Origin of the sequence: Phormidium tenue FACHB-1050, from assembly GCF_014696925.1 — a bacterium.
Classification (GTDB): Bacteria; Cyanobacteriota; Cyanobacteriia; order Pseudanabaenales; family Pseudanabaenaceae; genus Pseudanabaena.
Genome location: NZ_JACJQY010000063.1, coordinates 14,937 through 28,568, shown reverse-complemented (window position 1 = coordinate 28,568; position 13,632 = coordinate 14,937). Strand labels below are relative to the sequence as shown.

Here is a 13,632-nt window from a genome sequence, read left to right as displayed (position 1 = left end):
TGTATCTGTATGTAGCCATGTTTGAGTGGTCATACAATCTGCGTTGGATTGATTTTGACTTTCTGCGTCGTCTTCTTTTTCCTCCTTCCACCTATTTCCCTACATGAGCGTTAAATTTAATTGGTTTAAATTCTGAACTAATTTTTATGGGAATACAGGGAATAAGCACCGTCGCATAGCGCTGTAATATAGCTGTCGCCATTCTTGTTAAATAGTGTGAGGCGGCGCTTCACACTATTGTTTTCACAGCCAAGTTTGTTGTCGAGATTGTGGAATTTGAATCGTGAAAGTTGTCCCCACACCAACTTCACTATCAATAGTAATTTCACCTTGATGCAAATCAATACAACGTTTGACTAGAGCTAGCCCTAGTCCAGTACCAACAATGCTTTTGACACTGACACCTCGCGTAAATGGTTCAAATAAAGTGATCTGTTCCTCTGGCGCAATTCCCATGCCTTCATCTTTAACTTGAAAGGTAATCACATCGATTTTGCCATCAAGGATAAAGTCGATATTGCTGCCTAAAGGTGCATACTTAATCGCATTTGACAGTAAATTGCTCAAAGCTGAATAGATTAATGATTCGTCTAACCAAGCATGGGTGCGATCGCCTAAATCAATCAGCTTAATCACATGTTGTTGCTGATCGCTCAACTGCATATCTTCCACTAAATTCAAACAAAAAGATTGCAGTTCTAACCAACTTGGTTGATATTCCAATTTCCCTGCATCAGCTCGGGCAATGGTTAGCACATCCGCAAACATCTGTTTCATCGCTTTTGCCGATGATTCAATCCTTGTCAAACTACGTAAACGCGATCGCTCAATTTGACTAGATAAGCTATCTTTGAGCAACTGAGCCGATCCTAAAATCACACTTAGCGGAGTCCGAAATTCATGGGAGACTAAAGCTAGAAATTCTAATTTGAGTTCACTTAATTCCTTCTCTTGGGCAAGCTTTTGCTGCATTCTTTCTGCTTCTTGACGCTTGAGCAACTGATGATACAGCAAAAGATATACGCTTAAGAAAATCGTAAAACTAATCAATGTGCCAATACTTTCGATCGCAAGACGATACTGCATATTATTGCCAGATTGTTCGATCCACAACTCCAAAGATTTTTGCTCTTCGGCTTTAAGGGCGATGAATACTTTACGGAGATCTTCGCGATTAATCCGACTATCGATCACTAAGGGATGATTTGAAGAGAGCGCACTAGGATTAAGTCTAAATAAGATGTTTGAGGTTTGAAATAATTTCTGGCGTTGATCGATCAGCGATCGCAGTTGTTGAAAACGCGCATTTTGAGAAACTTGATTGCCTAAAGATTGCTCAAGATCATTCAGGATGTTTACTAATTTGGCGATCGCTAAATTGTAACGATCTAACTCAAACTCTGTACCAAAAAGCAGATACCCACGCCTACCAGACTCTGCTTCATTGAGAGTAGCCTGAATATCCGCAAGATGTTCTAAGGTAGAATAGGTTCTTTTAATGCGCTCAGTACTTCTAATCAATTGAATCGCATTTTGATAGGAAATCCAACTCATCGTTCCCATGATTAAGAGTGCAGCACCTAAACCACCAGCAATTAGTTTTCGTTCTAAGTTCCATTTCATATTATGAGAATATTAGTAGTTGAAGATGATGTACAGTTAGCTGACATGCTAACCGAAGCCCTAACCAATCAACAATTTGTCGTTGATATTGCTAATGATGGTGAAATGGCGTGGCATTGCTTAGAAACTCTAGAATATGATCTCGTAATTTTGGATGTGACTTTGCCAAAAATCAACGGTTTGCGTCTATGTCACAAGTTACGCGAAAGTAATCTGCAAAATAATGCCAATACACCTGTGCTAATGCTGACTGCGAGAGATACGAGTGCTGATAAAATTTTGGGGCTAGATGCAGGAGCCGATGTTTATATGGTTAAACCCTTTGATATGGGTGAACTTATGGCTCAGGTACGCGCACTGATTCGACGGGGGGGCAAGAGCAATAGTTCGATGCTGTCATGGGGAGCTTTAGCCCTCAATATTAGCACCTATGAAGTTACTTACGAGGGTGAGCCATTGTCACTAACTCCCAAGGAATATCAACTGTTAGAATTACTAGTCTCCAGTGGGAGACGGGTTCTCAGTCGTCCAGGTATTATTGAGCGTCTCTGGTCACTGGATGATCCACCCAGTGAGGAAGCCGTTAAGTCCCATATTCGCAGTCTCCGCCAAAAATTTAGAATGATCGACGCTCCTGATGATCTTATTGAGACTGTACATGGTTTGGGCTATAGGCTTAAGCAGTTTTAAAGGAAAAAGGAAAAAATCCAATTACCAATCACTAATTACCAATTACCAATCTTCAATGCATAATCGTTCAATCCAAACTAAAATCCACTTTTGGAAGAAGTGGCTCTATACTTCTGGTTTATTTGTTAGCGCGATCGCACTAACACTCTTTCTTTCCCATAACCAAAGTGCTTGGGGGCAAGCCGAACTTTTAAAACTAAATTGGTTGACAGGACAAAAGAAAACTGATGTGTCTAGCGTGGATCATGCGTTAGTCACTTTAGATGGCTATAAATTGTTTGTACTAGCTTCTCCTAGCACTAATCAAAAATTTCCACTGGAGCAGCGTGTACAGGGGATTGAAGATGAGCTGAATCGCATTGCTAATAGCAACTTTGACCCCGCTAGTTTGCAGGTAACAGCAAATATTGATGAGCAAAGTGGACAGCCTGTGATTGCGATAGGCGATCGCTACTTGATGACCGTAACAACTATGGATGCTCAACTGCAAGGACGAGATCCGCAAGGCTGGGCAAATCAAATAGCAATTATTCTGCGTGAGGCTTTGACTAGAGCCAGACAAGAGCGCCAACCTCAATTTTTAATCAATCGGGGATTAATTACGGCTGGGATCATTCTGGTAATGTTCATCGCGTTGCGGTTGAATACTTACTGGCAGGGGCGTTTAAAGTTACAGAAAGAAACGATTAAGGCGCATATGGAACATGAAGCACCGCCATACCTTGATTCTGTCGCAGTGATCGATTTGCAACAACAACTGACGCAACAACAAAAAGCTAATCTCAGCGATCTCAAAAGGCGAGTTTTGGAGCTAGGCTATGTGGGTGTTTTGGGCAGTGGTATCTTCATTGTTTTGGGACTGTTTCCCTATAGTCGTTGGTTACAAACTTTCTTGCTATCAACTCCACTGCAAATTGTGGCGATCGCCTTCGTGACTTATTTGTTAATTCGGATCAGCAACTTGTTGATTGAACGCTTTTCAGGCTTTTTAAAAGCTAGGGATTTTGCCATGCTGAAGCCCTATCAACGCTTGGATTTGCGAGTATCGACGGTTTCGCAAGTTCTTCGCAATGTTACGGGTATTATTTGGTTTGGATTGGGAATTCTCGCCATTCTCTCTTCAATTGGGTTTGATTTAGTGCCACTCCTTGCGGGTGCGGGAATCATTGGGCTAGCAATTTCTTTTGCGGCTCAGGGATTAATTAAGGACATCATCAATGGATTTTTAATTATTCTCGAAGATCAGTATGCAGTTGGAGATGTAATCGTCATCGGTGATTTAGGTGGATTGGTAGAAAGCATGAACCTACGTGTTACCCAAATTCGCAATAATGAAGGTCAACTGATCACGATCCCCAATAGTGCGATCACGATCGTCCAGAATCTTTCTAAAGAATGGGCGCGGGTAGATTTGAGTATTCGGGTTGCCTATGATACTAATCCCGATCAAGCTCTGGATGTGTTACGAAAATTAGCACAAGAGATTTATCAAGAGCAGATTTGGCGAGAGAAAATCATTGAACTACCTGAAGTCTTAGGTATTGATGATTTGCAGCATTCAGGGATGTTAATTCGGATTTGGATTAAAACTCAACCCCTTCAGCAATGGTCAGTGGCTCGCGAGTTTCGCCGTCGATTGAAGTTAGTTTTAGAACAAGAAAACATTGCGATCGGGATTCCTCAACAGGCTTTTTTGCTAGAAAACACCTTTACGCCCAATCCTGAAAAATAGCCCATATAAGGGCGCTTCGCGCCCTTAGCTATATGCAATCACCAAAGAACTTAACATTATGATCATTTTGCCAATTGTAATTATTGTGGGTGCGATCGCCATTTCTTGGGGCTTGGGAATGTTGCGGCGATACTTATCGCGTACCCTCAAGCAAAAGTTAGCAGGTACAGAACGCGAGTCAATTACGAAAGGATTAGATTTATTTTTTACAGTAATTTTATCGATCGCCCGTATCTCCGTTTGGGTGGCGGCGATCCTCTACATTGCAGATCTTTTCCCCGATTCTCGCGCCATCAGCCAACAAATTCGCGATGTTCTAATATCTAGTTTTAATGCACCCATCTTGACCATTGGCAAAAGCTCTTATTCAATCATCAATCTATCGATTTTAGGCGCACTCCTATTTGGACTAATACTTCTCGTCAGAGCATTTATTGATATCTTTAAAGACCGTGTGCTCAGTATTGCAGGGCTAAACCGTGGCGCACAGGAAGCGATCGCGGTAATCGTGCAGTACACCCTAATCTTTATTGGCACATTAGTTTTATTGCAGATCTGGGGACTCGACTTGAGTTCGCTCACAATTTTGGCTAGTGCCTTGAGTATTGGTTTAGGTATTGGCTTACAAAATATTGCCAAAAACTTTGGTAGCGGCTTAATTCTGGTGTTTGAGCGTCCGATTCAAGTCGGAGATTTTATCGAAGTCGGAGATTTGAATGGCACTGTCGAAAGAATTGGCGCAAGGAGTACAGAAATTCGCACCTTAGATCGCGTCTCTATTATTGTGCCGAATTCACGATTTCTCGATAGTGAAGTAATTAATTGGAGTCATGGCAACCCGATCTCGCGGTTACATTTACCTCTAGGAGTTGCCTATGGCTCAGATCCACAGCAGGTGCGGACAGTGTTGATAGAATCTGCTAGCGGACATCCCAAGGTATTAGCATCACCTGCTCCTAGTCTATTATTCAAAGGTTTTGGTGATAGCTCCTTAGATTTTGAGTTATTGGTATGGACTGCGGAACCAGACAAACAATTTTTACTCAAAAGTGACTTGTATTTTCTGATCTATGAAGTTCTTAATCAAAATCAAATCGAAATTCCTTTTCCGCAGCGTGATCTGCATTTGCGATCGGGCAAAGTAGAGATATCTTCACAACTGGAGTCAGCTTTGATCGGACTAGCTGATAAATTATCCAAACCCAAATAGATGAAGGCGTTGCGAAGTGCCGCCTTCATCTATTTGGAGAAATCCCCCCGATTTCTCCCCGATCGCTCCCCAAAAATAGTCATAACGATCATTCATAATAGCTTTGTAGATAGTCTTTGCTGAAAGCTATTCCATGATAAATTCCACCAATCAATTTCTCCTAATTACCGATTTAGATAACACCCTTGTGGGCGATGATCTAGCCACTCAAAAGTTAAATCAGTATCTCCTCGATCGTCGTGAACATTATGTGGTGGTTTACGCGACTGGACGCTCCTATAATTCAGCAAAGCAGTTAATGCGAGAACGTGAACTGATCGAACCTAACTATTGGATTACAGGAGTTGGCACAGAGATATACTTCCAAGACTGTCTAGATTTTAATTGGGCAAGTCAAATTAATACAGACTGGCAAAGAGAGGCGATCGCTTCCTTTGTGACTAGTCGATTTCCCCAACTCAAACTCCAAGCAAAGGAAGAGCAAAATCCATGGAAAGTAAGTTTCGATTTATTGAATCCATCCCATGAGCCGATCTCACAATTGCAAGCAGTGGGCAAAATAAATAGAGGATATGTTGAATGTCTAGCTACGGCTCGCTCTATCACCCTAACCACGAGCGATCGCCCAACCAATGGCACAATTAATCAACTAGTTAATTGCTTGCAAGCAATGAAATTAAAAGCACAAGTAATTTTTAGCAGCAATGTTGATGTGGATATTTTGCCTGTGAAGGCAAATAAAGGGAATGCAGTGCAATACATTCAACAAAAATTAGGGCTTGCAGCTAATAGAACTCTAGTATGTGGCGATTCAGGCAATGATATTAGTATGTTTCAACAGCCTGTATGTGGAGTAATTGTGAATAATGCTCAGCTTGAGTTAATCGAATGGTATCAAGCTCACGCTGACGAGCATCATTATTTTGCGAAGAATGCCTATGCTAGCGGTATTTTTGAGGCTTTGCAGAAGTTTAAGCTTGTTTTGGAATAAGTACTATAGCTGCCGTCGATTGTGTTAGGACAAAAGCAAAACCCAAGAAGAGAATGGCGGCGCGAAGCGCCGCCATTCTCTTCTTGGGTTTTATGTTCTCATACACTTGGCGACAGCTATACTTAGTCGTTAGCCACATTTCGTAAAATTGCGACCGTTTCTTGCTGATTGCCATCCCAAGCCCACATCATTGCTGTCCAACCATTGCGATCCTGTGCATTGAGTCGCGCTCCTGAGGCAATTAGCGATCGCACAATTTCGCTATAACCTTGACCAGCCGCCCACATCAGTGGAGTCCATCCATACTTATTGCGCGTATTCGGATTTGCGCCTGACACTAACAAAACTCGCACCACATCAGTATGTCCATTCATTGCCGCCCATAGGATCGGTGTCCATCCATATTCATCGCGGACATTGACATCGGTTGCTTGAGAAATTAGCGATCGCACCTCCTTAAGATCACCGTTTTGAGAAGCAATTAGTAATTGAGCATTTAATAATTGAGTATTGGGATTTTGCTTAGTTTTTTGTGGCTTAATTTGCTGAATTTGATGATTAATTGGCTTGATTGCATTAAAGTTTTGGGGTAACTCCTCTGCATAAACTTTCGTACTAAAGCAGAGAACTAAGCTACAAGCTAATAAAAAATTTGAGCGTTTCAAACAAGAATTCATAGATTTATCCCCATCTCAAGTTGATCAACTTGATTAATTTGGAGTCACGCATAGTGCAACAACCAAAGAATCAAGATTGACTTAGAGTCTATGAGCTTGTTTGGCGATCAGCTAGCGCAATTCTGCGGATGTTTGAGATAATAGTGTTTTTACTGATTTTTTTAATTTCAATCGCAACCGATGAATAACCAAGTCGATATCGCAAATTTAGACGAAACCCCGTCCCAAATACCGCCTAAATTGCCACTGATTCAAATGTTTCGGATCGGGCTATTTCAAATGGGCTTAGGAATTATGTCTTTGCTGATCGCAGGGTTGTTGAACCGTGTGATGATCAACGAACTAGCGATTCCTGCTACCCTCGCCGCCGTGTTTATTGCGATGCCTCTATTTGTGTCTCCGACGCGAGTTTGGTTTGGGCAGACCTCCGATTCTAAAACGATATTCGGAACCCATCGCTCAGGCTATGTCTGGATTGGAGCCGTGATCTTTGCTGTAGTCGCTTTTCTGACTACACAGGTGATGTGGCAATTGGGCCGCAGTGTGTATGAGATTGGCTGGAATGGTGTCACCTATGGCTGGGCGATCGCCTTGGCTGCTATGTTTGCGCTGTATGGAATGTCGATTAGTCTAAGTTCCACACCTTTTGCTGCGATGTTAGTGGATGTGTCCGACGAAGAGGATCGCTCTAAACTAGTGGGCATTGTATGGTCGATGTTGATGGTGGGGATTGTAATTGGTGCGATCGTGGTTTCTCGGCTTTTGCAATGTTCAGAAGCGCCACCTAGTAATATTTCTATTTATACTGATGCTACTAAGCTCGCCACATTACAAAAAACAATTAATTTTGTATTCATGGTCATTCCTGTAGCGGTAGTTGGTTTATCGCTGTTCGCTACCTATGGCATTGAGCAGAAGTATTCCCGTTATAAGTTGCGTGTTGCCGAAAATCACATTCTCAATGGAACCACTGCCACAGAGGATAAACTTAGTCTTGGTAAAGCTTTACGAGTGTTAACCGCCAGCAAACAAACAGGTTTATTCTTCTCATTCCTGCTAATGATGACAGTTGGCATTTTTATGCAGGATGCAATTATGGAACCCTTTGGCGGTGCTGTGTTTGGTATGAGCATTTGTAAAACCACCCAACTTAATGCCGCTTTTGGTACAGGAACCTTAATTGGGTTGAGTTCTTCAGGATTCTTGATTGTGCCGCGCCTTGGCAAGCAAAATTCCACCAAACTAGGTTGTTACTTAGTTGCGGGTAGTTGCGCTTTATTATTAATTGCAGGATTTACCCAAAAAATTCCCATCTTACAAGGTGCTTTAACTCTATTTGGATTTGCTTCTGGAATTACGACTTCAGGCGCTTTGAGTTTGATGCTTGACCTCACGGCGGCGGAAACTGCGGGAACCTTTATCGGTGCTTGGGGACTGTCTCAAGCGATCGCTAGAGGACTGGCGACGGTTACAGGTGGTGTGGTACTAGATATTGGCAAAAAAATCTTTACTCTGCCGACACTAGCTTATAGCTTCGTTTTTGTTTGCGAAGCCGCAGTGATGATTCTTGCCGTATTTCTATTAAGTCGCGTCAATGTCCAAGAATTTCGCACCGATGCCAAACGAGCGATCGCTACTGTATTTGCTAACGAAATCGACTAAATAAATACAATCTCGGTTTTACAATGCTCGGCTTTTCGATGATGTTCATGATTAATATTACCTAGATCTATGGAACAAATCTTTCTCTTCCTTGACATTGATGGCGTAGTTAACACAAGCATAAACGCAGATTCACAATTTCTTGGTACATATCAAGACAAAGATCTCCGAGGCTCCCCATCACCTCTAGTCAAGCCACTACTCAAGGCGATAGATCAAGCAGAGCATATCAAACCTTTCTGGATGTCGTCAGGCTGGCGGGAACACTCAAATATTTGGAATCGTTGGGCTGCGATTGCCCCTTGGACTGTTGGCTATCCCATCACTTTTGCTAAAGCAAACTATGTAATTGGCAGGTATCGGAAACAATTAGAACTCGATGAAATCGACGATAGTAAAACTATTGCGGTGATCTATCATTCTGGTAATACCCCTAAAATTGTATGGATTGAAGATGGCTTCTCGCAATCTGCAATCGCATGGGCTGCCTTAGATCAGCGCGTAAATCTCATCAATACTGTTCATCCTTCTGATCCTTTACTTTTAGGAATTCAAGCATGGAACATAGAGTCCATTTTAGAATCTCTAGACATTAAGTTAACATGAGTTTGATATAGCCATTAGCGCCGTGCGAAGCACGGCGCTAATGCCGAAAAGTAGTATAGAAATATCTTTACAAGCAATACTCTGTAAAATCTTTAGTGACAACTTACAAGCAAATTGCTCAATTAAAACTTTCATTAATTCAGTTTTATTGTATATATTTTCTCATATTTAACTAACTTTTTATCCCTTTTGAAACATGGGAAATATAAGCCGCCCAATTCGTAAATTGAACTATCTAACTAATAGGTTTCTGATGCCGTTGCTCAGTCTAGCTGTAGTTTTTAGTTTGGTTTTAGTTGCATTAGGTAGTTGGAATGTATGGCAAATCTCTCAGAGCTTTAATTTAAAAATCACTCCTGAATTTCAACTGCAACGGCTAAGCGATGAGATTATCTATCTCGATGAAGTACTCACCATGTCTGCAAAGATGGCATCGTCAACTGGGGATTTACAATGGGAAAATCGATATCACACGTTTGAACCGAAGCTTGATGCAGTAATCAAGCAAACTATTGCGATCGCTCCAGAAACCTTTGCAAGTCATGCTATCCAAACCGATAAGGCAAACATCAAATTAGTTGCAATGGAAAATGAAGCATTTAACTTGATTCGTCAAGGAAAATCGCAAAAAGCTCTTGCTATATTATCTAGCGCAGAATATGAACAACAGAAACGGATTTATAGCGAGGGAATGCAACTAACTAGTACAGCTTTACAATCAAGAGTCAAATCCAACTTAGAATTTTATGGTTCTACTTTGTCATGGTCTAGTCTATTTAGTCTCTTAAGCTTGCTAATTTTAATAGTAGCTTGGATAACTATTCTGGGGTTAGTATATCAATACATTAATTATCGTAAACGTACAGAAAGAAAACTTTTAGAAACTAAAACAAAGCTAGAGAAGACTAATGAGAGTTTAGGAGAGTCAGAAACTGCGCTCAGGCAAAAAGCAGAAGCTTTAGAAAAAGCGATGCATGATTTAAAGTTGAGTCAATCTCAAATGCTGCAAAATGAAAAGATGTCTAGTTTAGGGCTGCTAGTTGCAGGAATTGCTCATGAAATCAATAATCCAGTCAACTTCATTTATGGCAATGTTAAATATATTCAAGAATATGTCAGTGACTTATTACACTTCATTGGTTTATATCAAAAGTACTATTCAGAACCAGTACCTGAAATACAGAGTGCTTTAGATTCTATCAATCTCAATTTTTTACAGGAAGATCTACTCAAAATCTTAGGTTCTATTAAGCTTGGTAGTGAGCGAATTCAACAGATAGTTTTGTTATTGCGAAATTTTTCGCGTATGGATCAGGCTGATTTAAAAAAAGTCGATATTCATCAAGGTATTGATAGTACATTACAGATTTTAGAATATTACTTGAAATCTAAGGCTGAGTTCGATCAGATTGAAATCATCAAAAATTACGGGGATATCCCTCTAGTGGAATGCTACGCTGGTGCATTAAATCAAGTGTTTATGAATATCTTGACTAATGCCATAGATGCCTTAGATGAAATAAAATCTAGTGCCATTGACCCTATAGCAGCAGCAGATCCCAATCTGTGTCAATCAGGACAAATTCATATCAGAACCTCACTGATTGATACAAATTGGGTAGAGATTGTAATTGAAGACAATGGCATGGGAATGTCAACATCAGTTAGAGATAAAATGTTTGACCCATTTTTTACGACTAAACCTGTTGGCAAAGGTACGGGGATGGGAATGTCGATCAGTTATCAAATCATTGTTGAGCAGCATGGTGGATTTATAGAGTGTTATTCTGAACTCAATCAAGGAACTCAATTTAAGATTAGGATTCCACTTATTCAGCCACCAAATCCGCCCAGAGAATTAAAGTTAGCCGCACTCTGACTCACACGCATCGCTGACTGCGAGAATACCTGAAAAGCCTTCCGAATTTCACCATCACTATTCGCAGGTGTAAGAATCCACTCATCACGAATTCCCATATCTTTAAACACTTGGCGAAAATCCGTAGAGCCATCATCAATGCCCATCGCCGCGATAATATGATTTTCCATTCGCAGCATATCGTGCGCGATCGCGGCTACATCCTTAGCTGTATGACGCATCGAATGACAGTCATCACCATCAGTAATAATCAGGGTCACAGTGCGAACAGGCACACCATTATCCGAGAATTCCTGAGACTTCGCTAATACAGTCCCCAACAGCACTACCGTCTGATCATAAAGGGGTGTACCTTGATTGGGCGTATAATTCTTGGAATCCATGCGAATTGCCTGTGCGATCGGGCAGTAAGGATAGAGAATAGTTCCATTCAAATAACGATTGTGAATTAGAATATTATCCTGTTGCTGTGAAGATGTGAGCGCATCAATGACGGAGTTATGTCCGCCACGCACAGCCTGAGCATTTCCTGAGTATTGAATCGATCCCGAATCATCGGGCATAATCGTCACAAGTACGACTTCGCTAGACATCACATCATCAACATGAATGCCAAGCCCTGCTTGGATTTGTGCGCCGAGGTCATAAACAGTAAGTGCTTGCAAAGATTCATTAGAAAGGCTTCCATCATCTAAAGCAGATTGAAAGAGATCGTTAATGTTAGTCATTTCCCTAGACCTAATTCTTGAATTACTTGTGCATGAAATGCGGTTATTCCACCGAGAGGATTAAACTTAGAAGTTACACCTTCCATGTTATTCAGATCCCTCAAAAGTCCATCACGATGACTAATACCAAAGACATCTTGATCTGGTGCATTGTCCCAAGTTTTTTGTTCAATCCATAGCACTTGTACGCGACGGTAGCGCGAATACTCACCATTTGGAACAGATTTAGATTGATCATCCAAAACCTTGACAAGGTGCGTTACTTTTGTCCGTTGGCAAATGAGAATAATATCTCCCTTCTGTGCTTTATTGGCATTTGTTTCTTGCTCATTTTTCCAATGCAAATTGAATTCTGGCACAAGGAACCGATAACGAATTTCATTGGGCTGATATCCCCATTGGATAGTTGGATCAGGATGATTTACATTTTTAGTCCATTTTAGATTTGTCAAGTCAATTTCAGTAGTCATTTCTTTCTCCGTTAAATTATTAGTGATTGCAAAGTATAGCATTAGGAAGTTAATTGAAAAACAAACTTTTTACATTGATAACAGACGCTCAAAAAATCCTTTCTTTGATTGAATAGATTCCAAATATTCTCTGAGCAATCGTTCAATCAATTCCGAACTGGTAGTATTTTCTTTGGCAAGAATTGCTACTAGATATTTTTCTGTTTCACAGTCAAGATTGATGCTCATCATAGGATTAACCTCCTAAAACTAAATTTTATTGAGAATTGTAATGCGCTTCGCGCATTACAATTCTTTAAGCAAGGTTAAGATCTGCCCAAGATTCCTTTGGGTCAGTTGATTTGACAAGGTGCATCCCTGCATTAGCAAATCTCTGGAATGCTGCATCCGCTTGATCGGTGTAGTCCACTACGTTAGGAACCACCACAGGTGAAGTGCAATCTTCTAGCAGATAGACTTTCTTCGCAAGTTTAGGATCGTGAGCAAGGATTTCGCTAAGTAAGTCTTGAATCGTCCATGCGACGCAATGGCTCTTGGCTTGTCCTGCGATGATCACCGCATCAAATTCTAGTAACCTTTGTAAGAAGCGCGTGTTCTTTTGTGCGATCGGTCTGCCATCGGCTCCATCCATCACTTCAGGACGCAACACAGAATAATTCTCAGTGAGAGGATTACCGCCTTTAATCTCAAAGTTAGTCTGACTATGCCTTGCGATATTGTGAAAGAACATCGCTTCTTCGACAGAAGAAACTAGCGCGTGACCGATGCCGCCGAGCATGGAGTGATAAGCCCAAACCGTAAGCGGGAATTTGCCGTCATCGCTGAGTTTCTGCACATAATGCAAGGCGTGGCGCTGAATTGCCATGTAGTTACCTTTGGCGAGACTATAGGCGATCGCAGGATTTACTTTCCACTTGCCTTGTTGCACATCTTCCAAAGTAATTGATGTAGCATTAGGAATCGGATGTTCCCCTGCATCACTTACCCAAAAAATGGGATGGAAGATCTGCATGGCGGTATGGGTATCCATCGTGGGCGCGATTTCACTGATGTGGTGCATGTTGCGATAGATAAATTCGCACAGTCGCACATTATCTTCGATCGCACCAGTGCCAGATCGTCCACCAACATATAGCTCATGGTCAGGAATACAAAAGGTATTCTGCACATCGATCGCCATCAAACAAATTTTCTTACGATCCTTTGCAGCAGGCGTAATGCCATGTTGTTTCGCCCATGCTTCGGCTTGGTTAGCACGATCTTGGTAAGGAACGCGCCATACTGAACCGACTTTGTGGCGATCAAAGAATGTAGGAATAGGAAGTTGAGTAACAATTTGAGTAGTCATGGTTAGAGTTTTCCTG

13 protein-coding genes are annotated in these 13,632 nt (G+C 41.3%); 7 read left to right on the top strand and 6 right to left on the bottom strand.

What is annotated here, in order from left to right:
* Positions 1-243 precede the first annotated feature (243 nt).
* A complete protein-coding gene (locus H6G05_RS23320) occupies positions 244-1,623 on the bottom strand; it encodes a sensor histidine kinase (RefSeq protein ID WP_190582092.1) in 1,380 nt (459 codons plus the stop codon).
* 3 nt (positions 1,624-1,626) lie between these two features.
* Between H6G05_RS23320 and H6G05_RS23315 the strand changes: the two genes are divergently transcribed.
* From H6G05_RS23315 to H6G05_RS23300, 4 genes are all read left to right on the top strand, one after another.
* Positions 1,627-2,313, top strand: a complete 687-nt coding sequence (locus tag H6G05_RS23315) for a response regulator transcription factor (RefSeq protein ID WP_190582090.1) — start codon at positions 1,627-1,629, stop codon at positions 2,311-2,313.
* A gap of 55 nt (positions 2,314-2,368) precedes the next feature.
* A complete protein-coding gene (locus H6G05_RS23310) occupies positions 2,369-4,045 on the top strand; it encodes a mechanosensitive ion channel family protein (RefSeq protein WP_190582088.1) in 1,677 nt (558 codons plus the stop codon).
* A gap of 58 nt (positions 4,046-4,103) precedes the next feature.
* Entirely contained in the window at positions 4,104-5,255 is a 1,152-nt protein-coding gene (locus H6G05_RS23305) for a mechanosensitive ion channel family protein (RefSeq protein ID WP_190582086.1), read from the top strand.
* 133 nt (positions 5,256-5,388) lie between these two features.
* Positions 5,389-6,246 carry an HAD-IIB family hydrolase gene (locus H6G05_RS23300; RefSeq protein WP_190582084.1) on the top strand — a complete coding sequence of 286 codons (858 nt, stop codon included), beginning with the start codon at positions 5,389-5,391 and terminating at the stop codon, positions 6,244-6,246.
* Between the two features lie 122 nt (positions 6,247-6,368).
* Here the strand turns inward: H6G05_RS23300 and H6G05_RS23295 are convergent, their stop codons facing one another.
* Positions 6,369-6,923, bottom strand: a complete 555-nt coding sequence (locus H6G05_RS23295) for an ankyrin repeat domain-containing protein (RefSeq protein WP_190582082.1) — start codon at positions 6,921-6,923, stop codon at positions 6,369-6,371.
* Positions 6,924-7,103: 180 nt separating this feature from the next.
* Here H6G05_RS23295 and H6G05_RS23290 point away from each other — a divergent pair, with 180 nt between their 5' ends.
* The 3 genes from H6G05_RS23290 (at position 7,104) to H6G05_RS23280 (ending at position 11,070) form a co-directional block, all read left to right on the top strand.
* A complete protein-coding gene (locus H6G05_RS23290; RefSeq protein ID WP_190582080.1) occupies positions 7,104-8,585 on the top strand; it encodes a BCD family MFS transporter in 1,482 nt (493 codons plus the stop codon).
* 69 nt (positions 8,586-8,654) lie between these two features.
* Entirely contained in the window at positions 8,655-9,191 is a 537-nt protein-coding gene (locus H6G05_RS23285; protein WP_190582078.1) for a hypothetical protein, read from the top strand.
* 196 nt (positions 9,192-9,387) lie between these two features.
* Complete coding sequence (locus H6G05_RS23280) at positions 9,388-11,070, top strand: sensor histidine kinase (RefSeq protein ID WP_190582076.1); 1,683 nt, start codon at positions 9,388-9,390, stop codon at positions 11,068-11,070.
* Here H6G05_RS23280 and H6G05_RS23275 read toward each other — a convergent pair.
* The 4 genes from H6G05_RS23275 to H6G05_RS23260 all read right to left on the bottom strand — a co-directional run bounded on the left by H6G05_RS23275 (position 11,025) and on the right by H6G05_RS23260 (position 13,616).
* On the bottom strand, positions 11,025-11,798 hold the full coding sequence (locus H6G05_RS23275) for a hypothetical protein (protein ID WP_190582074.1): 774 nt from the start codon (positions 11,796-11,798) through the stop codon (positions 11,025-11,027). The genes H6G05_RS23280 and H6G05_RS23275 overlap by 46 nt on opposite strands.
* Positions 11,795-12,268, bottom strand: coding sequence for a hypothetical protein (locus tag H6G05_RS23270; protein WP_190582072.1), 474 nt, complete (start codon positions 12,266-12,268; stop codon positions 11,795-11,797). The genes H6G05_RS23275 and H6G05_RS23270 overlap by 4 nt, the downstream gene beginning before the upstream one ends.
* 69 nt (positions 12,269-12,337) lie before the next feature.
* On the bottom strand, positions 12,338-12,499 hold the full coding sequence (locus H6G05_RS23265) for a hypothetical protein (protein WP_190582070.1): 162 nt from the start codon (positions 12,497-12,499) through the stop codon (positions 12,338-12,340).
* A gap of 64 nt (positions 12,500-12,563) precedes the next feature.
* A complete protein-coding gene (locus H6G05_RS23260; RefSeq protein WP_190582068.1) occupies positions 12,564-13,616 on the bottom strand; it encodes a cysteine hydrolase family protein in 1,053 nt (350 codons plus the stop codon).
* Positions 13,617-13,632 lie beyond the last annotated feature (16 nt).

Coding starts and splice junctions, on each gene's coding strand:
- H6G05_RS23295 (WP_190582082.1), bottom strand. CDS start 6,923: ATGAATTCTTGTTTGAAACGCTCAAATTTTTTATTAGCTTGTAGCTTA.
- H6G05_RS23275 (WP_190582074.1), bottom strand. CDS start 11,798: ATGACTAACATTAACGATCTCTTTCAATCTGCTTTAGATGATGGAAGC.
- H6G05_RS23270 (WP_190582072.1), bottom strand. CDS start 12,268: ATGACTACTGAAATTGACTTGACAAATCTAAAATGGACTAAAAATGTA.
- H6G05_RS23320 (WP_190582092.1), bottom strand. CDS start 1,623: ATGAAATGGAACTTAGAACGAAAACTAATTGCTGGTGGTTTAGGTGCT.
- H6G05_RS23290 (WP_190582080.1), top strand. CDS start 7,104: ATGAATAACCAAGTCGATATCGCAAATTTAGACGAAACCCCGTCCCAA.
- H6G05_RS23285 (WP_190582078.1), top strand. CDS start 8,655: ATGGAACAAATCTTTCTCTTCCTTGACATTGATGGCGTAGTTAACACA.
- H6G05_RS23305 (WP_190582086.1), top strand. CDS start 4,104: ATGATCATTTTGCCAATTGTAATTATTGTGGGTGCGATCGCCATTTCT.
- H6G05_RS23310 (WP_190582088.1), top strand. CDS start 2,369: ATGCATAATCGTTCAATCCAAACTAAAATCCACTTTTGGAAGAAGTGG.
- H6G05_RS23265 (WP_190582070.1), bottom strand. CDS start 12,499: ATGATGAGCATCAATCTTGACTGTGAAACAGAAAAATATCTAGTAGCA.
- H6G05_RS23300 (WP_190582084.1), top strand. CDS start 5,389: ATGATAAATTCCACCAATCAATTTCTCCTAATTACCGATTTAGATAAC.
- H6G05_RS23315 (WP_190582090.1), top strand. CDS start 1,627: ATGAGAATATTAGTAGTTGAAGATGATGTACAGTTAGCTGACATGCTA.
- H6G05_RS23280 (WP_190582076.1), top strand. CDS start 9,388: ATGGGAAATATAAGCCGCCCAATTCGTAAATTGAACTATCTAACTAAT.
- H6G05_RS23260 (WP_190582068.1), bottom strand. CDS start 13,616: ATGACTACTCAAATTGTTACTCAACTTCCTATTCCTACATTCTTTGAT.